The sequence below is a fragment of the Corynebacterium sp. LK2590 genome (assembly GCF_040946105.1).
GTDB lineage: Bacteria > Actinomycetota > Actinomycetes > Mycobacteriales > Mycobacteriaceae > Corynebacterium.
This window is the reverse complement of sequence record NZ_JAYWMH010000003.1, coordinates 149,582-175,667: the sequence shown is the minus strand read 5'-3', so window position 1 is coordinate 175,667 and position 26,086 is coordinate 149,582. Positions and strand designations below refer to the sequence as shown.

General features: G+C 67.6%; 22 protein-coding genes. 16 read left to right on the top strand and 6 right to left on the bottom strand.

All coding sequences use genetic code 11. The annotated features are described in order from the left end of the window. The first annotated feature begins 12 nt into the window (after positions 1–12). Together VVR85_RS05535 and VVR85_RS05530 are read left to right on the top strand one after the other, a co-directional pair. Positions 13–423, top strand: coding sequence for a heat shock protein transcriptional repressor HspR (locus VVR85_RS05535; RefSeq protein ID WP_368519949.1), 411 nt, complete (start codon positions 13–15; stop codon positions 421–423). 268 nt (positions 424–691) lie between these two features. Next, positions 692–2,212, top strand: coding sequence for an aldehyde dehydrogenase family protein (locus VVR85_RS05530; protein WP_368519948.1), 1,521 nt, complete (start codon positions 692–694; stop codon positions 2,210–2,212). Here VVR85_RS05530 and VVR85_RS05525 read toward each other — a convergent pair. Next, complete coding sequence (locus tag VVR85_RS05525; protein ID WP_368519947.1) at positions 2,209–3,390, bottom strand: alpha/beta hydrolase; 1,182 nt, start codon at positions 3,388–3,390, stop codon at positions 2,209–2,211. The genes VVR85_RS05530 and VVR85_RS05525 overlap by 4 nt on opposite strands. Continuing rightward, the gene (locus tag VVR85_RS05520; RefSeq protein WP_368519946.1) at positions 3,387–3,668 is read right to left on the bottom strand and encodes a hypothetical protein; all 282 of its coding nucleotides are present in this window, start codon (positions 3,666–3,668) and stop codon (positions 3,387–3,389) included. The genes VVR85_RS05525 and VVR85_RS05520 overlap by 4 nt, the downstream gene beginning before the upstream one ends. A 104-nt stretch (positions 3,669–3,772) precedes the next feature. Between VVR85_RS05520 and VVR85_RS05515 the strand changes: the two genes are divergently transcribed. Then, positions 3,773–4,588 carry a carbon-nitrogen hydrolase family protein gene (locus VVR85_RS05515; RefSeq protein WP_368519945.1) on the top strand — a complete coding sequence of 272 codons (816 nt, stop codon included), beginning with the start codon at positions 3,773–3,775 and terminating at the stop codon, positions 4,586–4,588. A gap of 13 nt (positions 4,589–4,601) precedes the next feature. On the opposite strand, the gene VVR85_RS05510 is transcribed toward VVR85_RS05515, so the two are convergent. Together VVR85_RS05510 and VVR85_RS05505 are read right to left on the bottom strand one after the other, a co-directional pair. Further along, positions 4,602–5,783, bottom strand: a complete 1,182-nt coding sequence (locus VVR85_RS05510) for a 2-polyprenylphenol hydroxylase (protein ID WP_368519944.1) — start codon at positions 5,781–5,783, stop codon at positions 4,602–4,604. 45 nt (positions 5,784–5,828) lie between these two features. Beyond that, complete coding sequence (locus tag VVR85_RS05505; protein ID WP_368519943.1) at positions 5,829–6,893, bottom strand: LLM class flavin-dependent oxidoreductase; 1,065 nt, start codon at positions 6,891–6,893, stop codon at positions 5,829–5,831. A gap of 206 nt (positions 6,894–7,099) precedes the next feature. Between VVR85_RS05505 and VVR85_RS05500 the strand changes: the two genes are divergently transcribed. Then, the gene (locus VVR85_RS05500; protein ID WP_368519942.1) at positions 7,100–7,951 is read left to right on the top strand and encodes an endonuclease domain-containing protein; all 852 of its coding nucleotides are present in this window, start codon (positions 7,100–7,102) and stop codon (positions 7,949–7,951) included. Between the two features lie 105 nt (positions 7,952–8,056). Here VVR85_RS05500 and VVR85_RS05495 read toward each other — a convergent pair whose 3' ends face one another. After that, positions 8,057–9,181 (bottom strand): NAD(P)-binding domain-containing protein, encoded by a 1,125-nt coding sequence (locus tag VVR85_RS05495; protein ID WP_368519941.1) that lies wholly within the window; start codon positions 9,179–9,181, stop codon positions 8,057–8,059. Between the two features lie 266 nt (positions 9,182–9,447). On the opposite strand from VVR85_RS05495, the gene VVR85_RS05490 reads away from it, so the two are divergent. The 10 genes from VVR85_RS05490 (at position 9,448) to VVR85_RS05445 (ending at position 22,243) form a co-directional block, all read left to right on the top strand. Further along, entirely contained in the window at positions 9,448–10,818 is a 1,371-nt protein-coding gene (locus VVR85_RS05490; RefSeq protein ID WP_368519940.1) for a sodium/glutamate symporter, read from the top strand. 141 nt (positions 10,819–10,959) lie between these two features. Continuing rightward, the gene (locus VVR85_RS05485) at positions 10,960–12,009 is read left to right on the top strand and encodes a hypothetical protein (RefSeq protein ID WP_368519939.1); all 1,050 of its coding nucleotides are present in this window, start codon (positions 10,960–10,962) and stop codon (positions 12,007–12,009) included. A gap of 117 nt (positions 12,010–12,126) precedes the next feature. Next, entirely contained in the window at positions 12,127–14,703 is a 2,577-nt protein-coding gene (gene clpB, locus VVR85_RS05480; RefSeq protein ID WP_368519938.1) for an ATP-dependent chaperone ClpB, read from the top strand. Positions 14,704–14,830: 127 nt separating this feature from the next. Further along, entirely contained in the window at positions 14,831–15,685 is an 855-nt protein-coding gene (locus VVR85_RS05475; protein ID WP_368519937.1) for a sulfurtransferase, read from the top strand. A 57-nt stretch (positions 15,686–15,742) separates the two neighbouring features. Further along, positions 15,743–17,167 carry a hypothetical protein gene (locus tag VVR85_RS05470; protein WP_368519936.1) on the top strand — a complete coding sequence of 475 codons (1,425 nt, stop codon included), beginning with the start codon at positions 15,743–15,745 and terminating at the stop codon, positions 17,165–17,167. 136 nt (positions 17,168–17,303) lie between these two features. Beyond that, positions 17,304–17,849: an orotate phosphoribosyltransferase gene (gene pyrE, locus VVR85_RS05465; RefSeq protein ID WP_368519935.1), complete on the top strand. Its 546-nt coding sequence runs from the start codon at positions 17,304–17,306 to the stop codon at positions 17,847–17,849. Then, on the top strand, positions 17,842–18,528 hold the full coding sequence (locus VVR85_RS05460; RefSeq protein WP_368519934.1) for a TrmH family RNA methyltransferase: 687 nt from the start codon (positions 17,842–17,844) through the stop codon (positions 18,526–18,528). Before pyrE ends, VVR85_RS05460 begins: the two co-directional genes overlap by 8 nt. Before the next feature lie 97 nt (positions 18,529–18,625). Beyond that, positions 18,626–19,825, top strand: coding sequence for a glycoside hydrolase family 76 protein (locus tag VVR85_RS05455; protein ID WP_368519933.1), 1,200 nt, complete (start codon positions 18,626–18,628; stop codon positions 19,823–19,825). Between the two features lie 142 nt (positions 19,826–19,967). Next, on the top strand, positions 19,968–21,002 hold the full coding sequence (fbaA, locus tag VVR85_RS05450) for a class II fructose-bisphosphate aldolase (RefSeq protein ID WP_368519932.1): 1,035 nt from the start codon (positions 19,968–19,970) through the stop codon (positions 21,000–21,002). 50 nt (positions 21,003–21,052) lie between these two features. Then, positions 21,053–22,243, top strand: coding sequence for an aromatic acid exporter family protein (locus tag VVR85_RS05445; RefSeq protein WP_368519931.1), 1,191 nt, complete (start codon positions 21,053–21,055; stop codon positions 22,241–22,243). A 3-nt stretch (positions 22,244–22,246) separates the two neighbouring features. On the opposite strand, the gene VVR85_RS05440 is transcribed toward VVR85_RS05445, so the two are convergent. After that, a complete protein-coding gene (locus tag VVR85_RS05440; protein ID WP_368519930.1) occupies positions 22,247–23,119 on the bottom strand; it encodes a hypothetical protein in 873 nt (290 codons plus the stop codon). Positions 23,120–23,226: 107 nt separating this feature from the next. On the opposite strand from VVR85_RS05440, the gene VVR85_RS05435 reads away from it, so the two are divergent. Together VVR85_RS05435 and purT are read left to right on the top strand one after the other, a co-directional pair. After that, the gene (locus tag VVR85_RS05435; RefSeq protein ID WP_368519929.1) at positions 23,227–24,519 is read left to right on the top strand and encodes an adenylosuccinate synthase; all 1,293 of its coding nucleotides are present in this window, start codon (positions 23,227–23,229) and stop codon (positions 24,517–24,519) included. A gap of 190 nt (positions 24,520–24,709) precedes the next feature. Further along, on the top strand, positions 24,710–26,086 hold the full coding sequence (purT, locus tag VVR85_RS05430) for a formate-dependent phosphoribosylglycinamide formyltransferase (RefSeq protein ID WP_368519928.1): 1,377 nt from the start codon (positions 24,710–24,712) through the stop codon (positions 26,084–26,086).

Below are 26,086 nucleotides of genomic sequence, written 5' to 3'. Positions count from 1 at the left end.
AGGTGAAAAGCTATGAGCGAGTTTTCTAGCATGTACGTCATCTCCGTGGCAGCGGAACTGTCCGGTATGCACGCCCAGACGCTGCGTACCTACGACCGCCTCGGGCTGGTCACCCCGGCCCGCACCAGCGGCGGCGGCCGCCGTTACTCGGACCGCGACATCTCGATGCTGCGCAAGATCCAGAACCTGTCCCAAGAGGACGGGGTCAACCTGGCCGGCATCAAGGCAATCATCGAGCTCACCGAGGAACGCGACAAGCTGGCCGCCGAGCGCGACGAATTGGAAAACGAGGTCGCGCAGCTGCGCGCCGAATTACAAAAGCGCGGAAACCAGCCGCAGCGCGGCGAGCTGGTCCACGTGCCGCGCTCGACCTCCGTGGTCATGTGGTCCCCGCGCCGCGGCGGCAAACACCGCCCCGCCTAAGCGCCTCCGTTTGCGTGTTGTTTAGGCCGCGCCGTGTGCGTTGTGCGCGGCCACGTCAATCCCTGTTCCCCGACTCCGGGGGCAGGGATTTTTGCTTGTCCCAACTGGTAGTTCGTAGCAGGAAAGGATCACCCCCTAGCGGCAGCCGGAACGACTGGATATGATGGCGTGCAAGATTTCGTGACTGGGCTCACTAAGTAGAGCTTGGTGCGAAGGTCTTCACATAAACCACACTCAATGCCGACTACCAGTTGAAGGACTCCACACCATGACGCAGTACGCAAACCCCGGCACCCCGGACGCAATCGCCAACTTCCGCGAGCGCTACGACAACTACATCGGCGGGCAGTGGGTCCCGCCGGTCGATGGCGAGTACATGGACAACATCACGCCCGTGACCGGCGAGGTCTTCTGCCAGGTCGCCCGCGGTAAGGAAGCGGACATCAACCTGGCTATCGATGCCGCCGAGAAGGCCTTCGAGACCTGGGGCAAGACCTCCCCGGCCAAGCGCAGCCTCGTGCTGCTGCGCATCGCCGATCGCATCGAGGAAAACCTCGAAAAGATCGCCGTCGCCGAGACCTGGGAAAACGGCAAGGCCGTGCGCGAGACCCTCGCCGCGGATATCCCGCTGGCCGTGGACCACTTCCGCTACTTCGCCGGCGCGATCCGCGCCCAGGAGGGCGGCATCTCCCAGCTGGACGAGAACACTGTGGCCTACCACTTCCACGAGCCGCTCGGCGTCGTGGGCCAGATCATCCCGTGGAACTTCCCGCTCCTGATGGCCGCGTGGAAGATCGCCCCGGCCCTGGCCACCGGCAACTGCATTGTCCTCAAGCCCGCCGAGCAGACCCCGGCCTCCATCCTCTTCCTGCTCGATCTTATCGGCGACCTCCTGCCGGAGGGCGTGCTCAACGTGGTCAACGGCCTAGGCGACGAGGCCGGCGCCGCGCTGTCCGGCTCCGACCGGATCGCCAAGATTGCGTTTACCGGCTCCACCCCGGTCGGCAAGATCATCAACAAGACCGCCGCGGACAAGGTCATCCCGGTCACCCTGGAGCTCGGCGGCAAGTCCCCGTCGATCTTCTTCCCGGACATCATGGACGAGGACGACTCCTACCTGGAAAAGTGCGTCGAGGGCTTCGTCATGTTTGCCCTGAACCAGGGTGAGGTCTGCACCTGCCCGTCGCGCGCGCTGGTCCACGAGGACATCGCGGACAAGTTCCTGGAGCTGGCCATCGAGCGCGTGAAGAAGATCAAGATCGGACACCCGCTCGACACCGAGACCATGATGGGCGCGCAGGCCTCCCAGGAGCAGATGGACAAGATCACCGAGTACCTGAAAATCGGCCCGGAAGAGGGCGCCGAGACGCTCATCGGCGGAAACGTCAACCAGCTCGACGGCCTGGAAAACGGTTACTACATCGAGCCGACTGTCTTCAAGGGCACCAACGACATGCGGATCTTCCAAGAGGAGATCTTCGGCCCGGTGCTGTCCGTGGCGACCTTCAAGGACTTCGACGAAGCCATCCAGATCGCCAACGACACCAACTTCGGCCTGGGCTCCGGCGTGTGGTCGCGCAGCCAGAACATCTGCTACCGCGCTGGCCGCGCCATCCAGGCTGGTCGCGTGTGGATTAACCAGTACCACAACTACCCGGCGCACGCTGCCTTCGGCGGTTACAAGGAGTCCGGCCTGGGTCGCGAGAACCACCTGATGATGCTGGACCACTACCAGGAGACCAAGAACATGCTCGTGTCCTACTCCGAGAAGCCGACGGGCCTGTTCTAAGCACCTCCTGTCTTACCTCGCGCGATGTCGCCGAGGTGGGCGAAGAACCGGGGATCCGAGAAATACGCGCCGTGATCGCCGTACACCGGCTCGGGCCAGGGCCGGGCCCCGAAACCGCGGCTGGTGGGATCGGGACCGTGGATCCCGCCCCACGGTGAGGCGACCGCGTCGATCGGATCCCCTTTCGCCGTGAGCGCGTGCACCTGCGGGTTGTGGCCGTGCAGGCGGTAGTCCTGCGCGTTTTCGGCCACCGCGCCGGGGCTGCCCAGCAGGACCAGGTCGTCCGCCGCCAGGCCTTCCGGCTGGGTGGCGGCGGAGCCGGCGACGACGCTGCCGTAGGAGTAGCCGACCACCGTATGCCGCGCGTCCGGGTAACGCTGCCGCAGTGAGCGCTGGAAGCGGGCCAGGTCGCGGCCGGCGCGCTGGGCGGGCTCCGCGTGGACCCCGTGCGCGAGGCCGGGAGGGGCGGCGTAACCGGCCCACGCGACGGCCGTCCCGCCCGTGGCCTGGGCTATCTGGCGCGTCCTGTCGATGGTGCGTTGCCATTTCTCCGGCTCGGCCGAGCCGACCCCCTCGATGAAGGTGGTAACACTGGCCGGCTCGGTGGATACCGGCTCCCCGGGCGGCGGGACAATCGCCACCATCCGGCCTTTCGAGACCTCCAGGAGCCGGATATCCGGGTTGGCCCGGGCCAGTTCTTGGACGAATTCGGAGGAGGTCACCAGGTTGAGCTCGTGGATGGCATCGACGCTCAGGTCCTCGAAATCGCCCAGCCGCTGCGGCGGCTCCGGCAGCGTGCCCGTGCACAGCGCGTCGATGCTGCGCGCGCACGCCCAGTCCAGCCCGTCGCCGATGCCGCGCAGGGCCAGCAGCAGCGGCGTGGCCGCGGTCCCGCCCAGCGCTAGGACGGCGCGGCCTTCCAAGTCTTCGAGGCGAGCATGGAGCTCCGCGTAGGCCTCCAGGAGCCCGGCCGCCAGTCGCATCTGCTGTGCTTCGGGCTCGAGCTGCCGGGCGTAGTGCCGCAGGTTTTGGCTGGCCACCAGCGGTGCGTCGCCGCTTAGTCCAGCCCACAATAGCGCGGCCCCATCATGGGTAAGTAGTGCAGAGCGGCCGGCGAGCGTTCCGCTGGCCGCGTCTAGGGTCCCGGCGGCCTGGCGCAGGGCGAGCGAGGTCGTCATCGGTGCTGCCCTCTCTCGAAGGCGGCGGACAGTGTCTCATCGGTGTCGGCCACGTGGTCGAGGAAGTAGGACAGGTCGGCTAATTGCGCCCTCCGGCGCGCCTCCCAGCCGGTGGTGCGGGCGCTCCAGGCGGCGTGCGCGCGGTGGAGGGCCGCCGCCGTCCGGGCGCCGTAGCGCCCTAGGTGCGGGGTGGTCTCCGCCGCCGGGTAGGGGTAGGTGGTGGCTAATTGCTGGCGTACTAATTCACGGGCAGAGCTACTAATAGTTAACTGGTTCATGCCTTTAGTCTGGGCCCCTTTGCGCCGCGGGCGCTAGGGCTGTCACGGATCTAGTGCCAGAATTTTTCTCGCAACCGGGCGGATATCCCCCTACTGTGGAGACCATGAAGATTGCAGCAGTCCAGGTAACCACGGGCCCTGACTGGGCGGAGAACCTCGCCAAAGCCGAAGGTCAGATACGCAAAGCGGCGGCGGAAGGCGCGCAGTTGGTGGTCCTTCCGGAAGCGACCATGCAGGCCTTTGCCACGGGTCGTCTCGACGAGGGCGCCCAAGACCTAGATGGTGAATTTGCTCAGCGCCTGCACGCGCTCGCCACCGAGCTCGGCGTCACCGTGGTAGCGGGCATGTTCAGCCCCGCCGACAGCTACGTCAAGGGCGACAAGACCATCAACCGCGTCTACAACACCGCGCTAATAACCGGGCCGGATATCCACCGCGGCTACGCCAAGATCCACACCTACGACGCCTTCGACTACCGCGAATCCGACACCGTGCGCCCCGGCGTCGACCTCGTGACCTTCGAGGTGGGCGAGTGGACCGTCGGCGTGGCCGTCTGCTTCGACATCCGCTTCTCGGACCAGTTCCGGGCCCTAGCCCAGCGCGGCGCGCAGCTCATCGTCGTGCCCACCAGCTGGGCCGACGGCCCGGGCAAGCTCGAGCAGTGGCGCCTGTTGTCTGCGGCCCGCGCGCTGGACTCGACCAGCTACCTGTGCGCGGCCGGCCAGGCCCGCCCGGGCGGCAACGACGAGGCGGGCAACCCCTCCGGGCCCACGGGCATCGGCCACTCGGTCATTGTGGACCCGCAGGGCCGGCGCCTCGCCGAGGCCGGCTATGAGGAAGAGATCATCTACGCCGATATCGACGCCGACGAGGTCGCGGACATGCGTCGTTCCCTGCCGGTGCTGGAGTCGCGGACCTAAAAGCCGTAGTCGGCTAGGCCTGAAAACCGGCCGGCTGCCAGTCCGCGGCCTGCGCCGCCACGCGGCCGGCTAGCTGCGTAATCCCCGGGCCGACCACGTGGGTGGGCCGCCCGCCGGCGATGGCGGTGATGGCCGCCGCCGGGTCGTCGGTAACCTCGACGTTCAGCGATTGCGCCGGATCCGCCGGGCTTAACAGCCACGGATCCCGCGGGCTTTCCGCCAGGTGGTGGAAGCGCACCCAGGGCGCCAGCGCGGCGAAGTTTTCCTGGAAATGGGTGTCGTAGAAGGCGCCGGGGCTTTCGGCCAGCCGAATGACATCGATGCGCGCGGGTTCGGGCACCTTGCCCGCAGCGACGTCGGCCCACAACGCCAGGAGGTGGGCCTTGTGCGCGGACCAGCCGGTGCTGCGGCTGACCAGGACTTCGGCGTTGCCGGCCCCGTGCGGGAAATCCTGGGCCGGGGCGCCAAGCGTCCACCAATCCCCGGGGTGGGAACGGATGAGGGAGGTGGAGGCATCGCCAGCCGCGGCCAGGTGGAATTCCAGCTGGCCTGTCGAATCCGCCGGGGTGGCCGGGGTCATCTCCCGCCAGGTGCCGGGCAGCAGGGAAGAAGTCACCGGCACGGACTGGCCGGGCGCGCATTCTAAGGCCGTGCCGATTTCCACGTGCACGATGGCAGTCGCGCGGTTGGGCTTGTCCACCGCCACCACGCGGCCCGCGTAGGCCGGCGGGATGCCGGCGACGTCCGCGGCGTGGTGAGCCTCGCGCATAATGGTGCAGACCTGGGTGAAGACGCCGGAAAGCCGCCGCGAAATGGTCGTCGATGCCCCCACATCCCGCAGCGCCTTCCCAAAGGCGCTAGCCAGCGTGGAGTAGAGCTCGGCGGGGAAGCCGTGGCGGCGGTGCGCGCGGGCCATGTCCTCGAGCCGCTTCGTGACCTCGGCGGGGATGACCAGCTCGCCCGGTTCAACGCGCACGGCGCGCACCAGCCAGGCCAGCGCGGGCAGGAAGTCCGCGTGGACGCGGTGCTGGTCCCAGGCAAAGACCTGGCGCGACTCGACCACGTCGACAAACAGGTTCTCGTGCAGCGCGCGGTGGAGGCGCTCGGCGTCCGGGTGGCCGGCTTCGATGAGCTCCGCGGCTTCCTCCAGGGAAAACGCAGCCGCTAACCCGTAGGTCTCCACACGCGAATTCATGTCCCTTAGTCTACTGGCTCGGCGCGGCCGGTCGATGCGGGCGGGCTAGATTTCGTAGCCGGTGACCGGGCCTTCCGTGTTGGGCTGCCAGCCCAGCTCCGGTGCGACGTGCTTCGCGAAGTTCTCCAGGATCTTCACGTTGGTCTCCAGGCCCATGGCGGTCGGGATGGTCAGCAGCAGGGTATCGGCGGCCTCGATGGCCGGGTCCTCGCGTAGCTGGGCGATGAGCTTGTCCGGCTCCGCCGCGTAGGTACGGCCGAAGGTGGACGCGCCCGTGTCCGGCAGGATGCCGACCTGGTCGTGGCTGGTGGCCTGCATGCCGAACAGCTGGTGATCGGCGCCGTCGACGATGGGGAAGATGGATCGGGAGATGCTCACGCGCGGGGCCCAATCGTGTCCGGCCGCGGCCCAGGCCGCGCGGTAGCGGCGGATCTGCTCGGCCTGGATCTCTCCCAAGGTGTGCTCGGAGGTCTCCGAGACCAGGGTGGACGACATCAGGTTCACTCCGTCGCGGGCGGCCTGCTCCGCCGACTGGTAGGTTCCCGAGCCCCAGAAGATATTGCGGCGCAGCCCCGGCGAGTGCGGGAAGACGGGCAGCTGCGAGCCCGGCTGGAACATGTTCGGGTACTGGCGGTCCAGCGGCGCGGCGGTGGCCATGCCCGCGCCATCGATGCCCGCCAGGAAGCGCTCGAAGTTGGCCCGCGCCAGGTCGGCGCCGTTGGGGGCCTGCGAGCGGTAGCCGAAGGCCTCCCAGCCGCGCTCGGCGACCTCCGGCGCGCCGCGGGAGATGCCCAGCGCGACGCGTCCGTCGGCGATCTGGTCCAGGGCGGCGGCCTCCTCGGCCAAGTAGAGCGGGTTTTCGTAGCGCATGTCGATAACGCCGGTGCCCACCTCGATGTGCTTGGTGCTGCCGGCCACCGCGCCCAGCAGGGGCATCGGGGCGGAGGCCTGGGGCACGAAGTGGTGCACGCGGAAGGAGGCGTTGTTCACGCCCAGCTCGTCCGCAGCCTGGGCGAGGTTGAGGTGGATGCGGGCGACCTTGCTGGCCGAGGGTCCGCGCTGGTTGCCGAATGCGTAGTGTCCGAAGCTTAAGAATCCGAAGGCTTTCATGCCCGCCATTATAGTGGACGCGTCAACAAAAGGGAAGGGTTTGGGTTTGGCGTCGGCCTTGGCGGGAGTTCCGGGCAAGTTTCTGCTTGCCGGCGCGCTCGGGCGGCGAAAAATTGATCGGAACTCTCGTGTACCCCGGCGAGAATCTCGCCCGCCCCGGCGAAGCGCTCTCCGCTGCTAGCCTGTAGCGCAGGGGGGAATACTTTATGGACGACATCGTCGTGTCCGGCGTGGATGCCAAGACGCTGTGGCGGCGCGCGGCGGCCGGGGTCTACGTCAAGATTGCCAAGGGGCTGTACCTGACGCGGGAGCCGACGCCGGGGGAGCTGCTGGCGATAGCCATGCGACGCTGGCCCCAGGCGGTGGCCACCGGGCCGACCGCGCGCGAGATTTATCTGGGTCAGCCGCTTAGCTTCCCGCTGCACTTGGCCGCCCCGCGCAAGCTCCCGCGATCTGCCTACGTGTCCGGCTACCGGACCCAGCGGCTGGCGGCACTCCAGGTGGAAGGGGCGCGGGTGCATATACCTGCCCTAACGATCGACTACTGCACTGACGAAGAGGCCGTCGAGCTGCTGGAGCAGGCGTACCGGGGGAGGAAGGCGAAGAGCGTGCTGGAGCAGCACATCGCCGGCCGGCGGCTCAGCAAGCGGGCGCGCGGCCTTATTGGGCGGGCTTCCATCGGCAGCGATTCTCCGCTTGAGCGCAAGCTCGTGCGGGCCTTGCGGGACGCCGGGTACCGGGTGGATACCAACGTGCAGGTAGGACAGTACTTCTTCGACCTCCACCTGCCGGAGTTGAAGATGCTCATCGAGGTGGACGGCTATCAGTTCCATACCGCGGAGTCGCCCGACACCTTCATCCGGGACCGGTGGAAGGCGAACGAGGCCACGCTGGCGGGGTACACGGTCCTGCGCTATAGCGGCAGCTGCGTGCACTATCACCTCAAGCGGGTAGTCAAGCAGGTGACGCAGCCGCGGCCGGCGCCCATGGCCTCCAACGGGGTGTGGAACTGGCACTCGGGCATTATCCGGGAGGTGTCCTGGGCGCGTTATCGCTAGGCGGCAGGTACGCGCTCGCGAGAGTTTCGATCAAGTTTGCGTTCCCGGGGTGGGCCCACGGGCCAAAAGTTGATCGGAACTCGCAGAACCCCCGCAGAACCGGCCCTAAAACCTACCCAAAACCTCCGCCGCACGCTTGGCGGCCAGCCGGCCGGCGCGGGTGGCGCCCACGGTCGAGGCGGTGGAACCGTACCCGGCCAGCAGGGCGCGCGGGTTCGCGGCCGGGGTGACCTCGTCGAGCATCTCGATTCCCCCGCGTGGGCTGCGCAACCGCAGCCCCGCCAGGTGGCCCAGGTGCGGGCGGAAGCCGGTGTTCCAGAAGATTGTGTCGACCTCGACGTGGGTGCCGGCGGGGAAGGGGCGCCAGGCCTTGGCGCGGGTCTCGGCGTCCGCGTCGTGGACGTCCGGGGCAGCGTACGAGCGGGGAGTGGAGAAGGTGACGCCGGTGGCATCGATGGCGCTGAACATGCCGCGGGAGACCAGCAGGCCGCGGTCGACGGCGTCCAGGTAGTCCTGCCACGGCGGGATCCCCGTGGTGGACACGACCGAGGCGGGGCGCTTGCCCGCGTGGGTGCGGGCCCGCACGCTGTCTTCGACGGCGCGGCCCCAGCGGGCATCGAAGGCGGTGGATACGAAGTCCGGCGGGCGCCGGGTGGCCCAGATGGTCTCCGTGACGCCTTCGAGCTCCAGCAGGAACTGCACGGCGGACAGCCCGCCGCCGACGACGAGGGTGCGCTGGCCGGCGAAATCGGCCGCGCGCGTGTAGTCCTTGGTGTGCAGCTGGCAGCCCCGGAACTCCGCCGCGCCGGGGACGTGCGGGATAAACGGGCTGTCCCAGGTGCCGGTGGCGTTGATGAGCGCCGGCGCCTGGAAGCTGCCCGCGGTGGTCGCCAGGTGGAAGGTGTGGGCGGCGGAATCGTAGTGCACGTTTTCCACCCGGACCGGGCGGCGCACGTCGAGGCCGAAGTGCTCTTCGTAGGTGCCGTAATAGTCGGAGACGACGCGGGAAGCCGGCGTGGCGTCGTCGCCGGCCGGGGCGGCCAGGCCGGGGAGATCGGCAATCCCGTGCGCCTTACCTAGGGTGAGCGAATCCCAGCGGTGGCGCCAGGCGCCGCCGGGGCCGCGGTTGGCGTCGAGGACGATGGCGGACACGCCGCGCCGCTTGAGCTGCTGAGCGGACGCGAGGCCGGCCTGACCGGCGCCGATGACCACAACTTCAGCTGAATACATACCAGCTAGTCTAACCGTTTGCCGAGGATTGGCCCTTTTTATTCGGGGGTAATGGCGCCCTAATAAAACACCCCGGTATGTTGTATATCACCCGTAAGCAAGTAATGTGTTCACGGTCAGAACTCCCCCAAAAGTCAGCTATTTGGAATTTGGCGTGCCGCGGTGACAGCGGTTCCACGGCAAATTCACAGGCCGGCGCCCCGTGGGGAGCGGCCGCGGCCCACGGTGGGCAGCGGCAATTCACGATGAAGGTGAAAGGATAGCCGGTGGAAGAGTTTTCTGCTTATTCCCTGATGTTGGACGTGGGCTGGATTTCGTTGCTCATGGTGATCGGCAACGTCCTGCGTCACAAGGTCAAGTTCATTTTCCAGGACCTGCTGCTGCCCGCCCCGATTACGGCCGGCCTGCTGGGCCTGATTCTGGGCCCCGAGCTGCTGGGCTGGATCAATTTCTCCGACGCGCTGGGCGATTACACCTCCCTGCTGATCGCCGTCGTGTTCGCCTCCATGGCCTACTCCATGGAGGTCGGCGGTTCCATGCGCAAGGGCGCGCGCAACATGTGGGGCTTTTCCACCATGATGTTCACGGGCCAGTGGGGCCTGTTCATCCTGCTGGGTGTCTTCCTGTTCATGCCGGTCTTTGACACCCCGAACTGGTTCGGCATGATGCTGCCGGTCGGCTTCACCGGCGGCTTCGGTACCGCCGCGGCAGTCGGCGGCGCGCTGGAGGGCGTTGGCGCTGAGGCCGCGTCCTCGCTGGGCTTTACCTCGGCGACCGTCGGTACGCTGGCCGCCATCATCGGCGGCGTCGTCGCCGGCAACTGGGGCATCCGCCGCGGCAAGGTCTCCCACGTCCCGAAGGAGCTGCCGGAGGAGCTGCGCCGCGGCTACATCCGCAACGTCGAGGACCGCCCGTCCCTGGGGCGGGCGACCACCAACCCGTCCGCGATTGAGCCGCTGACCCTGCACCTGGGCTTCATCGTTCTGACCGTCATGATTGCCTACCTCATCAACTCGGCTATCTCCTCGGTCTGGGAGAACGTCTCCATCCCGCTGTTCGCCATGTCCATGGTGGTGGGCCTTATCATCCGCGCCATCATGAACGCCGTGGGTGCTAACGATTACCTGGACCGCGAGGCCATCTCCATGGTCTCCGGTGCTGCCACCGACTACCTGATCGCTTTCGGTATCGCCGCCATCGTGCCGGCCGCCATCGCTAGCTACTGGGTCCCGCTGCTGGTCCTGTTCGTGCTGGGTACCATCTACTGCACCTTCTTCCTGCTGTGGTTCCCGGCCGAGTTCTTCGGCGAGCGCTGGATTGAGCGCGGCATCTTCGGCTGGGGCTGGGCCACGGCCACCGTCGCCACCGGTATCGCCATCCTCAAGATCGTCGACCCGAAGCTGGAGTCCGGCACCCTGTCGGAATACGGCATGGCCTACGTCGGCTTCGGCCCCTTCGAGATCGGCATGACCGTCGTGGCCCCGATCGCCGTGATTTACGGCTTCACCGCCGGGCTGGGCTGGATCTCGCTGGCGATTGCCGTCGGCATCTACCTCACCTTCAAGTTCGCTGGCTGGATGCCGCCGCGCGGCACCATCCTCAAGGAAGGCATCGGCCACGTGGGGCAGAAGTCCTAATACCTCGCGCCGCCAGCCGCCGCACCCCAAGTCCGATAAGGGGTCGCGGCGGCTTTGTCGATCCAGGGGTTCGATCCGAGCCAGACCCCGCGCGTAGAATAAGCACCCCGAATATATGAAGAGAAAAGGTGCGTGACGCGTGTGTCGAAATGGGGAGTGCTGGTCGATAACGGCCTGCCCGCCCGAGTGGTCAATCAAGAACTAAGCGATGCCGACGTGGTGGTGGAGTCGGTGCCCACGGATGGCTCCGGCAACATCGCGCTGTCGGCCTCGGCTGAGGCGATACGGACCCGCTACGGCTGGGACCGGTTCGTCTACATCACGGACATGCCGATGACCGCCGACGGCGATCCCGTGGCCGCGCAGGTGGTCGGTCAGGCCGGCGATGCCGCCATCGTGAGCCTGCCGGCCTTCGGCTTCCGGCTCGGCCGCCAGAACCTGGCCGAGCGGGTCCGGGCCTTCGGCAATAGCGGCCAGTGGTCGGGCCCAGGTGAGGAGTGCTCCCCGTCGCACGTTGACGGCGCGGACGAGCATGCCGATGCTACCTTCGTCACCGGCCAGCGCGCCCGCTTCGTCGCCGGCATGGTGCGCACCAACCGTCCCGGCCGGATGCTGACGGCCCTGGCCAGCTGCCTGGCGGTCACGGTCGCCACCGGCGGGTTCGGTATCTTCTACGGCTCGGTCTGGCAGATGGCGCACGCGCTTAGCCCCCAGCGCCTGGCCCTGGTCAGCGTGGTTGCCATCCTGGTGCTGTCCACCTGGCTGGTCATCTACAACGGCATGTGGCACCGGGTCTCCCACCAGACCTTCCGGCAGCGCGCGCGGCTGGATAACGCCTCGACGGGCCTGACCGTCCTGGTGACCGTGCTGATGATGTTCGGGCTGACTTTCTGCGGCATGGCGGCGCTGACCGTGGTGGTCATCCCGCCGGACTACCTGACCGAGCAGCTCGGCGAGGCCGTCGGCTGGCGCGACTACGTCGACATCGCGTGGTTTACCACCTCGCTGGGCATCATGGGTGGGGCCTTGGGTTCCAACTTCGACGGCTCGGCCAAGGTGCGCCGCGCGACGTTCTCGGACCGTGAGAACGAGCGCCGCGACAGCGACGAGGAGCAGCCCAGTGGCTGGCGCGAGGACGAGCACGAAGGCAGCCACGAAGCCCAGAGCGCGGCCCCCGGCCAAGAAAAATAAGATTTTCGAAAGTTGAGTGGAATATACTCAAGTTTGTCTGCGTTACATCTAGTGAAGCCTCTACAGTGGGATCACCTCCCCGAGGTAGGGAGATTTACTTAAAGGAGAAAGCAGATTATGAACTCATTCAACCCAACTACGAAGACTCAGGAGGCCCTGCAGCAGGCGCTGCAGACCGCCTCCGCGGGTGGGAACCCGGATATTCGCCCGGCCCACCTGCTGGCGGCCATCCTGGACCAGCAGGACGGCATCGCTGCCCCGGTGCTGAAGGCCACCGGCGTGGACCCGCAGACCGTACTGCAGGAGGCCCGCGCGCTGGTCGACGGTTACCCGAAGGCCGAAGGGGCCAACATGGCCAACCCGAACTTCAACCGGGACGCGCTCAACGTGCTGACCCGGGCCCAGGAGTTGGCGGGCGAATTAGGGGATGACTACGTCTCGACCGAGGTGCTGCTGGCAGCCATCGCCGGCTCGAAGACGGACGCGGCGGAGCTGTTGACCGGCCGCGGCGCTACCTACGACGCCATTAAGGGCGCGTTCCCGTCGGTGCGCGGGGCCGCCAAGGTCAACACCGAAAACCCGGAGGACCAGTTCCAGGCCCTGGAGAAGTACTCCACGGATCTGACCGCCCGGGCCCGGGAAGGCAAGATTGACCCGGTTATCGGCCGCGATCAGGAAATCCGCCGCGTGGTTCAGGTCCTGTCTCGCCGTACCAAGAACAACCCGGTGCTCATCGGTGAGCCCGGCGTCGGTAAGACCTCGATTGTGGAGGGCCTGGCCCGCCGCATCGTGGCCGGCGACGTGCCGGAGTCGTTGAAGGGCAAGACCCTCATTAGCTTGGACCTTGGCTCGATGGTCGCCGGCGCGAAGTACCGCGGCGAGTTCGAGGAGCGCCTGAAGGCGGTGCTCGATGAGATTAAGGCCTCCGAGGGCCAGATCATCACCTTCATCGATGAGCTGCACACCCTGGTCGGCGCCGGCGCGACGGGCGAGGGCTCGATGGACGCGGGCAACATGATTAAGCCCATGCTGGCCCGCGGCGAGCTGCGCCTGGTCGGCGCGACCACCCTGGACGAGTACCGCAAGTACATCGAGAAGGACGCGGCCCTGGAGCGCCGCTTCCAGCAGGTCTACGTGGGCGAGCCCTCGGTGGAGGACACCATCGGCATCCTGCGTGGCCTCAAGGAGCGCTACGAGGTGCACCACGGCGTGCGCATCCAGGACTCGGCGCTGGTCTCGGCGGCGGAGCTATCCAACCGCTATATCACCAACCGCTTCCTGCCGGACAAGGCCATCGACCTGGTCGATGAGGCCGGCTCCCGCCTGCGGATGGAAATCGACTCCTCCCCGCAGGAAATTGATGAGCTCGAGCGCGTCGTCCGCCGGCTGGAGATCGAAGAGCTGGCGCTGAAGAAGGAATCCGACGCCGCCAGCCGGGACCGCCTGGCCAAGCTCCAGCAGGAGCTGGCCGACGAGCGGGAGAAGCTGGGCGAGCTCAAGGCCCGCTGGGCTAACGAGAAGAAGGCTATCGACGAGGTCCAGGAGGCCAAGGAGGAGCTCGAGGAGCTCAAGCGCAAGGCGGAAATCGCCGAGCGCGACGGCGACTACGAGCTGGTCTCGGAGCTGCGCTACGGGCGCATCCCGGAGCTGGAGAAGCAGCTGGCCGACGCCGAATCCCGCGCCCACGCCCAGTCGGAGACCAACTCCATGCTGACCGAGGAGGTCAGCCCGGACGTCATCGCGGAGGTCGTCTCCGCGTGGACGGGTATCCCGGCCGGGAAGATGCTCGAGGGCGAGACCGAGAAGCTGCTGAACATGGAAGAGATCCTGGGCCGCCGCGTGGTTGGCCAGTCCGAGGCCGTCAAGGCCGTCTCGGACGCGGTGCGCCGCTCGCGCGCCGGGGTCGCGGACCCGAACCGTCCGACCGGCTCCTTCCTCTTCCTGGGCCCGACCGGCGTCGGTAAGACCGAGCTGGCCAAGGCCCTGGCGGACTTCCTGTTCGATGATGCCTCGGCGATGGTGCGCATCGACATGTCGGAGTACGGGGAGAAGCACTCCGTCTCCCGCCTGGTTGGTGCCCCTCCGGGATACGTCGGCCACGAGGCCGGCGGCCAGCTCACGGAGGCGGTCCGCCGCCGCCCGTACACGCTGGTGCTCTTCGACGAGGTGGAAAAGGCCCACCCGGACGTCTTCGACGTCCTGCTGCAGGTGCTGGACGAAGGTCGCCTGACCGACGGCCAGGGCCGCACGGTGGACTTCCGCAACACGGTCATCATCCTGACCTCCAACCTGGGTGCCGGCGGCACGAAGGAGGAGACCATGGCGGCGGTGAAGAAGGCCTTCAAGCCGGAATTCATCAACCGCCTGGACGACGTGGTGATGTTCGAGAGCTTGTCGACGGAGTTGCTGCGCGGCATCGTGGACATCCAGCTGGCTAACCTGGCCGAGCGCCTGGCCGCCAAGCGCCTGACGCTGGACGTGGCGGACGAGGCCAAGACCTGGCTGGGCGAGCGCGGCTACGACCCGGACTACGGCGCCCGCCCGCTGCGCCGGCTCACCCAGCAGGCCATCGGCGACAAGCTGGCCCGCAAGCTGTTGGCCGGCGAGATCCGCGACGGTGACATCGTGCGGGTCACCGTGGCCGCGGACGGCGAGTCCCTGGACATGCAGTCCACCGAGCAGTCGGAGGACTAAAGGCCCGCGGCTAGGCCCCGGCTTTCCCGCCAATCGTGACGGGGTGGCCGGGGCCTTTTGCCTGCGCGCGTCCAGGTCATGCCGCCACGGCGGGCGGCGCGGCCGCTTTGGCTCTAGAGTGGGAAACATGAGTATTTTGGTCTCCCCCCGCGAGCTTTTCGATGCCATCTACGCCGGCGATCGCCTCACCGTTCTGGCCTGCCTGTGGGGCTCGGGTGAAAACAGCGCCCGGAACCAGTTCCACGCACTCCACATCCCGACCGCCCAGCTCTGCGACGTCTCCGCCGCCATGGCGGGCCTGCCGGGCTCCCGCAACGGCCGCAACCCGCTGCCGGATCCGGACAAGCTGCAGGAATGGTTCGTGACCTGGGGCCTGCGCAAGGACCGCCCGGTCGTCGTCTACGACGAGGGCCGCGGGCTCTTCTCCGGCCGCGCGTGGTGGATCTTGCGCTGGGCGGGCATCGAGGACGTGCGCGTCCTCGACGGCGGCCTGGCCCACTGGCGCCGGGAGCAGCTGCCCACCCTGACCGGCCCGGGCAATATCTCCGTGGAGACCAACGCCACCGTGGACCCCAACCCGGACATGGTCGCCACCATCGACGAGGTCAAGGAGCACGACGGCATCCTGATTGATACCCGCGAGCCCAACCGCTTTGCCGGCCGTCGCGAGAACCTCGACCTCAAAGCCGGGCACATCCCGGGCGCGGTCAACGTGCCGGAGCGCTACCTGCACCACGCGGACCGCACCTGGAAGACCCAGGAGGAGATCCGCGAGGTCTTCCACAACGCCGGCATCAACGAGGACAACGTCAAGGACGCCATCGTCTACTCCGGTTCCGGAAACCACTCCGGCCTGGCCCTGGCCACCATGGACTGGGTGGGCCTGACCGGCGCGCGCCACTACGTCGGCGGTTGGTCGCAGTGGTCGGCGGATGCGACCAACCCGGTCGAGCGCGGCGACCGCGAGTCCCTCGGCGCCTAAAACCCTTCGGCCCCACCGCCCGCGCGCCGCCGCGGGAGGCAGTAAACTAAGGCGCTAATGACACCTATTTTGCTTTTGATCCTGGCCCTGCTGGCTGTTGCGGGCGCAGTCTTCCTGTGGCGCGCCGCCCAGACCCAGGAAGCCGCGCAGCAGCGCTCGCTGGCCGAGCGCGATGACAGCCGTGCCGACAGCCTTGACGCTGCCGATGCCCCCTCGGCCGATACCGAACCCGAGACCGAGCCCGAGACCTGGGGCAAGGCCGAGGCCCCGTCCGAGGTGCCGGAGCCGGATCCCTCGCCGGCGCCGGACATCGTCTACGAAGAGGACGACGACCCCGAGACCGCCGAGGTCGATAGCCCCGAGCCGGAAGGCGTCGACGCTGCCGACGACGGCTGGGACGAGGAAGCCGCGGAACCGGAAGAAGCAGCCGAGGCCCCGGAGGCCCCGGAAGCCGCCAGCGCGGAGGAGCCGGAGCCGGCCCCGAAGGCGGTGCCGAAGAAGAAGATCGGGCGCCCGATGCTGCCGGGCGCGCTGCGCCGGGAGCGCAAGGCCTGGGCAAACCAGCACGGCTTCGACTTCGCCAAGGAGGATTCCTACCTGGCGGACGAGTGGACGCGGGGCGCGGCGGCCGGGGGCGCGCGCCCGCGGGACATCGCCCACGGCACGGTCTTCGGCCACGAGCTTTTCCTGCTCGACCTGGGCGGGGTCAACGTGATGGCGCTGCGCACCGGCGCGAGCTCCGACGTGGTGGTGGATTTCCGCCGCACGGGCCTGCCGCTGGTGGAAGAGGCCTCGGAGGACCTGGTCGCCGCGAACGAGATCGCCGGCTTTAGCGTCTACGCCACGGAGCCGGGCGTGGTCGAGCGCATGAGCGACGACCGCTTGGCCACCGGGCTGGAATACCTGCCGGAGGCAGTGACCGCGGTGTGGATGGAAAACGAATGGGTACTCGCGCAGACCGACAAGACCGCCCGCAGCGCCGAGTGGGATGAGATGCTCGCCCCGATGGCGGTGCTGGCGGACGTCGCCCGCGTGCTGCCGCCGCGCCCGGCCGCCGGGCTGGTCTACCACCCGGAACAGGGGGATCCCACGCGCGTGGTGCCGCCGCCGCAGCCGGTCGCGCCGACGGGCCCGACCGCGGTGCCCAACCCCGCCGAGGACATGGCGCGCCCGCCGGTCCAGCGCCCGGAGGAACCGATGGTGCTGCCCAGCCGCCGGGCCGGCGCCGCCCACGGCTCCATGGAGCACCGCGCGCTGGGCGCGGACGAGGTGGACGCCATCGCCGACGGGCAGGAGCGCCCGCACGCGGACGAATCCGTCGCCCGCCTGCCGCGCGACCTGGGCCGAGGTTCCTCGATCTTCGACGAGATCGAAGCCGAGCTGGGCCCCATCGGGGATATCCCGGAGCACCCCGTCCGCGACCCCGCCGAGCCCAGCGACCACAACGACCACCAAGAAGGCGACGACAACCGCGACGCCTAAGGCGCCCTGGGCGTGGTTTTCACCCACGGGGTGTCTTAAGCTAGAAAACAGCGAGAAAACAACAAAAACGCAGTTGCGCGAGTAGCGGACGCAGACTTCGTCCCGCGCGGGCTAAGCAAAGGAGTTTTTAAACCTCATGAAGCTGGACGAGCAGAAAAAGAGCCAACTAGCCGAGCTGGTCAAAAAGCTGGCCGTGGTGCACGGCAAGGTGACTCTGTCCTCGGGTAAGGAAGCGGACTACTACGTCGACCTGCGCCGGGCGACCCTGCAGCACGAGGCCTCCCGGCTGATCGGCGCGCTGCTGCGCGAGTTGACCGCGGACTGGGACTTCGCCGCGGTCGGCGGCCTGACCCTGGGCGCGGACCCGGTGGCCACCTCCATCATGCACGCGGACGGCCGCCCGATCGACGCCTTCGTGGTGCGCAAGGAGGCCAAGAAGCACGGCATGCAGCGCCGCATCGAGGGCGCTGACGTTCAGGGCAAGAAGGTCCTGGTGGTCGAGGACACCACCACCACGGGCAACTCCCCGCTGACCGCGGTGGCCGCCCTGCGCGAGGCCGGCGCCGAGGTCGTCGGCATCGCCACCGTCGTGGATCGCGCCACCGGCGCGGACAAAGCCATCGCGGCCGAGGGACTGGAATACCGCTTCCTGCTGGGCCTGGAGGACCTCGACCTTGCTTAAGCCGGACGCCCGCGGCAGCGAAGCCGACCAACAGCCCGGCCCCACCGAATGGAACGAGGGCCGGCACGGGGTCGGCCCGTGGGAGGGGCCGTGGCCCACCGGCCTGGAGGCCGAGCGCTACGACCCGGAGCTGCTGGCCGAGGGCGACCGCCGCAACGTGGTGGACGCCTACCGCTACTGGCGGCGCGAGGCGATCGTCGCCGACATCGATAGCCGGCGCCACAGCCTGCACATTGCCATTGAGAACTTCGAGAACGACTCGAATATCGGCACCGTGGTGCGCACGGCCAACGCCTTTGCGGTGGACACGGTCCACATCGTCGGCCGCCGCCGCTGGAACCGCCGCGGCGCCATGGTCACGGACCGCTACCAGCACCTGGCCCACCACGACACGGTAGAAGAGCTGCTGGAGTGGGCGGGGCAGGAGGGGCTGACGGTCGTGGCCATCGACAACACCCCGGGCTGCGTGCCGCTGGAGACCGCCGAGCTGCCGGAGAAATGCCTGCTCCTGTTCGGGCAGGAAGGCCCCGGCGTGAGCCAGTCCGCCCAGGACGGGGCGGTGATGACCTGTTCCATCGCCCAGTTCGGTTCCACCCGGTCTATCAACGCGGGCGTGGCGGCCGGCATCGCCATGCATGCCTGGATCCGCCAGCACGCGGATCTGTCCCACAGCTGGTAGGCGGGGGCGCCAGCCAGTTGCGCAAAATTGCACGTGTGAGCTGGGAGCGCGCTAGACTTCCTGTGAGTAATAGATCGACTGAAATTAGGGCACCTGAGTGGACGAAAAGTGGGCACACCGCGCGGATCTGGCAGAAACCGCCATCAATGACCGCCACGCAGCACGCGTGTGGGGACTGCCAAAGACCAACTTGGCAATCGTGCGCTGGCCGCTCACCGGCAAGGAAAAGATCTTCCTCCATTGGCACTACTGGTGGCAGGCGCATTACCTGGACTGCCTGGTGGATGCCGCCCAGCGCCACAACACCAAGATGCGGCGCAAGCGGATCACCGAAACCGTGCGCGGCATCCGAGTGCGCAACCTCAGCCCGCTGAAGAACAACCGCTACTTCGACGACAAGGCCTGGCTGGCGCTCGCCCTGCAGCGCGCCGGGCAGCTGAGCAAGGTCAAGCCCTACTCGAAGCTCGCGGAGCTGCAGGACAACATCCGCGCCGGCCGCGACGAGCACCTGGGCGTGCTGCCGTGGCGGGAGGGCGAGAACTTCTTCAACGTGCCCTCCAACGGGCCGGCGGCGATCCTGCTGGCGCGCACGGGGCACCTGGCGGAGGCCGAGAAGATCGTCGAGTGGCTCTACGAAAACCTGGTCGATGACCAGGGGCTTATCATGGACGGCATCCGCATGCGCATGGACGGCCCGGAGTGGGTGCGCAACCTGCACCCCTACTGCCAGGGCGTGGTCTTGGGCGCCTGCGTGGAAATCGCGCTGGCCCTGCGCAAGCGCGCCGGCTTTTCCTCACTGGAGCACCTGGACTCGGTCCAGGAGGCCGAGCGCGCCGAGGACACCGTGAAGTACCTGACCCGCATCCGCGGGCTCATCCAGGCCATCGCCTCGTATATGGCCACCCCCGCCGGGGTCATCGACTGGGACACCGGCGACGGCGACGGCGGCCTGTTCAAGGGCATCCTGGTGCGCTACCTGGCGGACGCGGCCGTGCGCCTGCCGGGGGATTCGCCCGCCAACCGCGCGGCGAAGAAGCTGGCCGCCCGCCTGGTGATGTCCTCGGCCGCCTCGGTCTGGGAGCACCGCCTGGAGGTCGACGGTCTGCCCATCTTCGGCACGGACTGGACCGCGGACGCGCGCCTGCCCCACAACTTCGGCCTGGGCCCGACCACGCTGGGCGAGAAGGTCGGCGTCATCCGCATCGCGGAGCGCGACCTGTCGGTGCAGCTGTCCGGCTGGATGCTGATGGAGGCCGCCGCCCGCGTCGCCCGCGACCGCGCAGAAGGCCGGGGCTAGCCCCACTAGCCGGGACCAGACACCGGCTAGGTACAAACTCACACCTTTCCTTAACCAAGACCTGCGGCGCGCAAGCCAAATCACAGGCATACTTGGTAGTGCAGTAAGTCAAACGCGAACCAAGTAAGGAAGATTCACTTCTATGCCTATTGCTACCCCAGAGGTCTACAACGCCATGCTGGACGAGGCGAAGCAGTCTGGCTTTGCCTTCCCGGCCATCAACTGCACCTCCTCGGAGACCATCAACGCTGCGCTCAAGGGCTTCGCGGAGGCCGAGTCCGACGGCATTATCCAGTTCTCCACCGGCGGTGCGGAGTTCGGTTCCGGCCTGGCAGTCAAGAACAAGGTAGCGGGCGCCCAGGCGCTGGCCGCCTTCGCGCACGAGGCCGCCAAGCACTACGGCATCAACGTCGCGCTGCACACCGACCACTGCCAGAAGGAAGTGCTGGACGACTACGTCCGCCCGCTGATCGCCATCTCCCAGGAACGCGTCGACCGCGGCGAGCTGCCGCTGTTCCAGTCCCACATGTGGGACGGCTCCGCCATCCCGATCGATGAGAACCTGGAGATCGCCCAGGAGCTGCTGGAAAAGGCCCGTAAGGCCCACATCATCCTGGAGGCTGAGATCGGCGTCGTCGGCGGCGAGGAAGACGGCGTGGAAGCCAAGGCTGGCGACAACCTCTACACCACCGTCGAGGACTTCGAGAAGACCATCGACGCCCTGGGCACCGGCGAGAACGGCCGCTACCTGCTGGCCGCCACCTTCGGCAACGTCCACGGCGTCTACAAGCCGGGCAACGTGAAGCTGCGCCCGGAGGTCCTGCTGGAGGGCCAGCAGACCGCGCAGAAGAAGCTCGGCCTAGACGAGGGCGCCCAGCCCTTCGACTTCGTCTTCCACGGCGGCTCCGGCTCTGAGAAGGAAAAGATCGAGGAGGCCCTGCGCTACGGCGTCATCAAGATGAACGTGGACACCGACACCCAGTACGCGTTTACCAACCCGGTCGCGCGCCACATGTTTGCCAACTACGACGGCGTGTTCAAGATCGACGGCGAGGTGGGCAACAAGAAGGTCTACGACCCGCGCTCCTACCTGAAGAAGGCCGAGCAGGGCATGTCCGAGCGCGTCATCGAGGCCTGCCAGGACCTGCACTCGGTGGGGAAGACGGTTTCCCGCTAAAGCAGTCTTTTCGGTCCGCGGCGCTATAAAAGTGTCCTAGAATGGCGCCCATGGCCGAAGAACGTAAACGACTCACCACGCGCGAGCGCCTGCGCAGTATCGACCGGTCATTGATGGCCCGGTTGAACCGCGTGCGCTCGCGCTTCGTGTTTATCCTGCAGGCCACCGTCGGCGCGGGGCTGTCCTACTGGGTGGCCAACGACATCGCGGGCCACGCGCAGCCCTTCTTCGCGCCGATCTCCACGGTGATCATCTTGGGCCTGTCCGGCGGCGACCGGATGAAGCGCGCGGTGGAGATGGCCATCGGCGGCATCACCGGCGTGGCGGTCGGCGATATCCTCTTCCAATTCGTCGGCCAGGGCCCGTTCCAGATCACCGTCATCGTGGGCGCGACGCTGCTGCTCGGCTCGTTTATGACCAAGTCGCCGCTGCTGACCAACCAGATCGTCTTTGGCTCCATCCTGATCGCCACTATCTTCCCGCCCACCGAGGGAGCCGGGGGCCTCAACCGCGCTATCGATGCCCTCATCGGGTCCGTCATCGGCGTGGTCACCATCGCGCTGATCCCGAACTCGCCGCTGGCCCAGGCGCGCCGGGAGGTCTCCAAGGTGCTCAGCATCGCCGCCAGCGTGCTCTACGACGTCTCCCGCGGGTTGGAGAAGCAGGACGTCGAGATCATCGAGGAGGCCCGCCAGGCCGTCTTCGGCACGCAGACCAATATCGAGAAGCTGGCCGATGCCGCCAAGCAGGGCCGGGAGGCCTCCGAGGTCTCGCCCATCATGTGGGGTTCTAGGCGCAATATCCGCTCGCTGGAACGCATCCTCGTGCCCGTGGACAACGGTGTGCGCGGGGTGCGCGTGCTCTCCCGCCGCGCGCTGGTGATCACCGAGGACGGGGACAAGGTCTCCCCGGTCCAGATTGAGCTCATCGAGGAGCTGTGCTCGGTGATGGAGGAGCTGGCCGAAATCTACGGCAGCCGGCGCGGCCTCAACGAGGCCCAGGAGCTGCCCCACCTGGTCCAGCGGCTGCGCCGGGCGGGCGCTAGGGCCAGCATGGACATCGTGGAGGGCCGCAGCCAGCTGTCGGCCTACGCCATCCTGGCGCAGACGCGCTCCATCGTGGTGGATCTGCTAATGATCTGCGGTATGTCCCGCGAGTCCGCCGTGGCGGTGCTCATCCCGACCTCGCAGACCCCGGCCTACCCGCCGGAGATCTACGACGAGGACGAGCACGACCTTTAAACGCTAGGGGCGCGCCACCCGCACCACCTGCAGGTCGCGCAGGTGCCGGTAGAAGGTCACGCGGTCGACCGGGCGGGGCCGGGAGACCCCGTCCACGGTCACGCGCAGCTCCGGCCCGCCGGCCTGGACCGCGCGCCCGGTGGCCACGGTGGACGGATCGACCGGGCCGGGCTGCGGCGCGGCCGGCTTCCGGCGCAGGCGCCCTAGCACCCCCTGGCGGGCCACTGGCGCCGCCGCGGCGACGATGCCGGGGGCGTCCACCATGGGCACCAGTTTGGCGCCGTAGACGCCCGCCTGGGGCCCGCGTAGGGCCTCGCCGTCTTGGCGGACGAGCACGTGGTCGTCGACGATGATCTCCCCGGTCATGGCCCCGGGGTTCCACTGGCTGATGGTGGCCGAGCCCGCCACGGCCTGGCCGGCGTCGTTGCGGATGGTGGGTACCGGCGCGACTACACCTTCCAGCGCCAGGCGGAAGGCATCGTTCGTATTCTGGGGCAGGCCCCAGTTCTGGGCGGCGGCGGAAGTGTCTTCCACCGGCACGTAGGCGACCTCGACCCACATTGTGTCGGCGCGCATGAGCCGGGTAATCACCGCGGACAGGGCGGCGTCCGTGCCGATGACGATCACGCGCAGCGCTTCGGGTACCGGCTGGGGCGCGGGCGCTGGCGCGCCTAGGTGCGCCACGTCGGGTTGGGCGGCGATTTCATCGAGCGACGGCGTGGGGTCTTCGGGCAGGATCTCGCGGGCGGCGGCGTCTAGCGCCTTGAGCTCTTTGCGCGTGGGTACGGCCTCGCAGTCCAGGATTTCCCAGTTGGAGTCCGGAGCGGAGGACAGGGCAAACTGCGGCGCACCGCAGCGTAAGATCATCACACGCATGTTTTCTATGCTACTTCGCCGGGGTAGGAGAGCCCACGCGGATGGCTAACCAGGTAGAGTTAGTGCGTATTTGACTCCAATTTAAATGGGGAAGTGAACTAGCAACCATGGCAGCAATCGTCATTGTTGGCGCCCAGTGGGGCGACGAAGGCAAGGGCAAGGCGACGGATATCCTCGGCGGCAAGGTCGACTACGTTGTCAAGCCGAACGGCGGCAACAACGCCGGCCACACCGTCGTGGTCGGCGGCGAGAAGTACGAGCTCAAGCTCCTGCCCGCCGGCATCCTGTCGGAAAACGCCACCCCGATCCTGGGCAACGGCGTCGTGATTAACCTGGAGGCCCTCTTCGACGAGATCGACGGGCTGGAAGCCCGCGGCGCGAAGGCCTCCCGCCTGAAGATTTCCGCCAATGCGCACCTGGTGGCGCCGTACCACCAGACGCTCGACCGCGTGCAGGAGCGCTTCCTGGGCAAGCGCGCCATCGGCACCACCGGCCGCGGCATCGGCCCGGCCTACGCGGACAAGGTCGCGCGCATCGGCATCCGCGTCCAAGACATCTTCGACGAGTCCATCTTGCGCCAGAAGGTTACCTCCGCGCTGGACATCAAGAACCAGATGCTGGTCAAGATGTACAACCGCAAGGCCATCGACCCGGAGCAGGTCGTGGAGTACTTCCTGAGCTACCGGGAGCGCCTGCGCCCGATGGTCATCGAGGCCGAGCTCGAGCTCAACGATGCCCTGTCCAACGGCAAGCACGTCCTCATGGAGGGCGGTCAGGCCACCATGTTGGACGTGGACCACGGCACCTACCCGTTCGTGACCTCCTCCAACCCGTCCGCCGGCGGCGCCTCGGTGGGCTCGGGCGTGGGCCCGACGCAGATCACCACCTCCCTGGGCATCATCAAGGCGTACACCACCCGCGTGGGCGCGGGCCCGTTCCCCACGGAGCTCTTCGACAAGTGGGGCGAGTACCTGCAGACCACCGGCGGGGAGATCGGCGTCAACACCGGCCGCAAGCGCCGCTGCGGTTGGTACGACTCCGTCATCGCCCGGTACGCCACCCGCGTCAACGGCTTCACCGACTACTTCCTGACCAAGCTGGACGTTCTCACCGGAATCGGGGAGATCCCCATCTGCGTGGCCTACGACGTGGACGGCAAGCGCTTCGACGAGATGCCCATGACCCAGTCCGACTTCCACCACGCCGAGCCCATCTTTGAGACCATGCCGGCCTGGGACGAGGACATCACCCGCTGCCAGACCTTCGAGGAACTGCCGCAGAAGGCCCAGGACTACGTCCTGCGCCTCGAGGAGCTGTCCGGCACCCGCATCTCCTACATTGGCGTCGGCCCCGGCCGCGACCAGACCATCGTGCGCCACGACGTCCTCGAGGACGCCTAAGCAGGCAGAAAACCAATAGAACACACACTCCCGTCGAATGCTGTGATGGCAGCTGGGCGGGAGTTTGTGCGTTGCGGGACCGGTACCTGCGCAATGTTATGGCCTGTTCCAATGCGGCAGATAGCTGGCGCTATGCGATAATGGTCGCAGAGTTTGCTGTGGTGTCTCACAGCTTCTGGAGGAACAATCTATGGACTTTGCACAACATATCGGAACGCCGCTGACATCCAACGCCACCAAGGTGCTGCTGCTCGGCGGTGGTGAGCTCGGCAAGGAGCTGACGGCTGCGTTCCAGCGCCTGGGGCTGGAGGTGCACGCGGTGGACTCCTACCCGGGGGCGCCGGCGCTGCACATCGCCCACGTGGCGCACGTGGCGCAGATTTCCGACCCGCAGGCGGTCTGGGAGATTGCCTCCCAGGTCCAGCCGGACTTCGTCGTGCCTGAGGTGGAGATGGTGGCCGTGGATGCCCTGTCGCGCCTGGAGGCGGAAACGGATGCCGTGGTAGTGCCCACCGCACGCGCTTGTGAGCTCACCCGGGACCGGGAATCGATCCGCAGCGCGGCGGAGTCGCTGGGCCTGCCCACGACGGCCTACCGCTTTGCGAATTCGGAGGAGCAGCTCGTCGCCGCGGTCGAGGAGCTGGGCTTTCCCTGCATCATCAAGCCGGACGTGTCGACCTCCGGCAAGGGGCACATGCTGGTCCGCGAGCCGGAGGAAATCGCCAGCGCCTGGCAGAAGGTCCGCCGTGTGTCCTCAGACTCGGACTGCGTGGTGGCCGAGCGCTTCGTGGACTTCGACTACGAGGTCACGCTGCTGGCGGTGCGCTCCATCGACCCGTCCACCAAGGAGATGGCCACGTGGTTTAGCGAGCCCATCGGGCACCGCCACGAGCACGGCGACTTGGTGGAGTCGTGGCAGCCGATGCCCATGAGCCAGCGCGCGCTGGAAAACGCCCGCTCGGTGGCCGCGCGAATCTCCAACGAGCTGGGCGGGCGCGGCGTCTACGGGGTGGAGCTCTTCGTCGCCGGCGACGACGTGTATTTCTCCTCCGTCTCCCCGCGGCCGTCGGATACCGCCATGCTGACCGGCTACACCCAGCGCTTCTCCGAGTTCGAGCTGCAAGCCCGGGCCATTCTGGGCTACCCGATCGACGTCACCCTGGTAACCCCCGGTGCGTCCTATATGCTGCACGCGGACGACGACATCGAGGACGTGGCCTACCAGGGCGTGGGCCAGGCGATGGCGGTCGCGGAGACCGACGTGACGCTGTTTGGCAAGCCGGGCGCCTACAAGGGCCGGCGCATGGGCCTGGTGGTCTCCACGGGCGAGGACATCGAGGAGGCCCGCGATAGGGCCAACGTGGCGGCCGCGCGCATCGAGGTGCGCGGCACCCCGACCGCGGCCGAGGTCGTCGAGGACTCCCAGACCCCGGATATCCCGCAGCTGCACAAGGTGGTGCTGCTCGACGAGCCGCTCGTGCGAGTCAACCCCGAGCTGACCGGCGGCATCGACGATGACGAGGAGGAAGCCGCGGTCGAAAACACCACCCTGTGGGGCCGGAAGTAG

Coding starts and splice junctions, on each gene's coding strand:
- VVR85_RS05535 (WP_368519949.1), top strand. CDS start 13: ATGAGCGAGTTTTCTAGCATGTACGTCATCTCCGTGGCAGCGGAACTG.
- VVR85_RS05530 (WP_368519948.1), top strand. CDS start 692: ATGACGCAGTACGCAAACCCCGGCACCCCGGACGCAATCGCCAACTTC.
- VVR85_RS05525 (WP_368519947.1), bottom strand. CDS start 3,390: ATGACGACCTCGCTCGCCCTGCGCCAGGCCGCCGGGACCCTAGACGCG.
- VVR85_RS05520 (WP_368519946.1), bottom strand. CDS start 3,668: ATGAACCAGTTAACTATTAGTAGCTCTGCCCGTGAATTAGTACGCCAG.
- VVR85_RS05515 (WP_368519945.1), top strand. CDS start 3,773: ATGAAGATTGCAGCAGTCCAGGTAACCACGGGCCCTGACTGGGCGGAG.
- VVR85_RS05510 (WP_368519944.1), bottom strand. CDS start 5,783: ATGAATTCGCGTGTGGAGACCTACGGGTTAGCGGCTGCGTTTTCCCTG.
- VVR85_RS05505 (WP_368519943.1), bottom strand. CDS start 6,893: ATGAAAGCCTTCGGATTCTTAAGCTTCGGACACTACGCATTCGGCAAC.
- VVR85_RS05500 (WP_368519942.1), top strand. CDS start 7,100: ATGGACGACATCGTCGTGTCCGGCGTGGATGCCAAGACGCTGTGGCGG.
- VVR85_RS05495 (WP_368519941.1), bottom strand. CDS start 9,181: ATGTATTCAGCTGAAGTTGTGGTCATCGGCGCCGGTCAGGCCGGCCTC.
- clpB (WP_368519938.1), top strand. CDS start 12,127: ATGAACTCATTCAACCCAACTACGAAGACTCAGGAGGCCCTGCAGCAG.
- VVR85_RS05475 (WP_368519937.1), top strand. CDS start 14,831: ATGAGTATTTTGGTCTCCCCCCGCGAGCTTTTCGATGCCATCTACGCC.
- VVR85_RS05470 (WP_368519936.1), top strand. CDS start 15,743: ATGACACCTATTTTGCTTTTGATCCTGGCCCTGCTGGCTGTTGCGGGC.
- pyrE (WP_368519935.1), top strand. CDS start 17,304: ATGAAGCTGGACGAGCAGAAAAAGAGCCAACTAGCCGAGCTGGTCAAA.
- fbaA (WP_368519932.1), top strand. CDS start 19,968: ATGCCTATTGCTACCCCAGAGGTCTACAACGCCATGCTGGACGAGGCG.
- VVR85_RS05445 (WP_368519931.1), top strand. CDS start 21,053: ATGGCCGAAGAACGTAAACGACTCACCACGCGCGAGCGCCTGCGCAGT.
- VVR85_RS05440 (WP_368519930.1), bottom strand. CDS start 23,119: ATGCGTGTGATGATCTTACGCTGCGGTGCGCCGCAGTTTGCCCTGTCC.
- VVR85_RS05435 (WP_368519929.1), top strand. CDS start 23,227: ATGGCAGCAATCGTCATTGTTGGCGCCCAGTGGGGCGACGAAGGCAAG.
- purT (WP_368519928.1), top strand. CDS start 24,710: ATGGACTTTGCACAACATATCGGAACGCCGCTGACATCCAACGCCACC.